The 740-nt window shown below is 59.5% G+C and carries 1 pseudogene; it reads right to left on the reverse strand.

What is annotated here, in order from left to right:
* Positions 1 to 603, reverse strand: a pseudogene (locus tag JC607_RS25205) (malate synthase A); the annotation flags it as partial.
* Positions 604 to 740 lie beyond the last annotated feature (137 nt).

Genomic DNA, 740 nt, shown 5'->3' on the forward strand with positions numbered 1-740 from the left:
CTTGCCGGAATGGAAGACATGCAGCCCGAAATCAAACAGCGCCGCCGGGACCGGACGCCCGTCGATCAGCAGATTGGCCTCAATGAGATGCAGACCGCGCGGCCGCAGGATCAAAAGCGCCGGATCGTCTTTGACCTGGCGGGTCTCGCCGGTTTTCGGATCGGTGCAGCCAAGCGCATGATCGCGGTAATCGAGCAGGTTCACCTGACCCTGGATCATGGTGTCGAACCGCGGCGCGCTTGCGTCTTCCAGATCGGCCATGAAGACCTTCGCACCGGAATTCAGCGCGGTGATCATCGTCGCGCGATCCACCGGACCGGTGATCTCAACCCGGCGATCCATCAGCGCCCGGGGCACCGGAGCCGCTTCCCAGATCCCCTGCCGAATGTCTTTCGTCTCGGTCAGATATTCCGGCAACATACCCAGATCATAACTGTGCTGACGCGCGCGGCGCGCGGCCATTAGCGCGTCGATCTGGCCGGAAAATGCACGATGCAGCCCGGCGAGGAATGCCAGCGCGTCAGGCGTCAGAACCCGGTCGGCGCCAGGAACTTCGCGCAGGATCACGGGCGGCAGGCTATGGGGCGGACGGTCGAGCGGCATAACGATTCTCCGATGTGGCTCTGGCGTAAAGTCACTATGGTAATGTTATGCCGCATGTGCATTATATACCTGAAATTAAAGGGTAATGATGTAATCCTTGTCACATTACCCTTGCTTGATCTGTAAGGTTTGTCACA

Source organism: Paracoccus sp. IB05 (assembly GCF_016405985.1).
Lineage (GTDB): Bacteria > Pseudomonadota > Alphaproteobacteria > Rhodobacterales > Rhodobacteraceae > Pseudogemmobacter.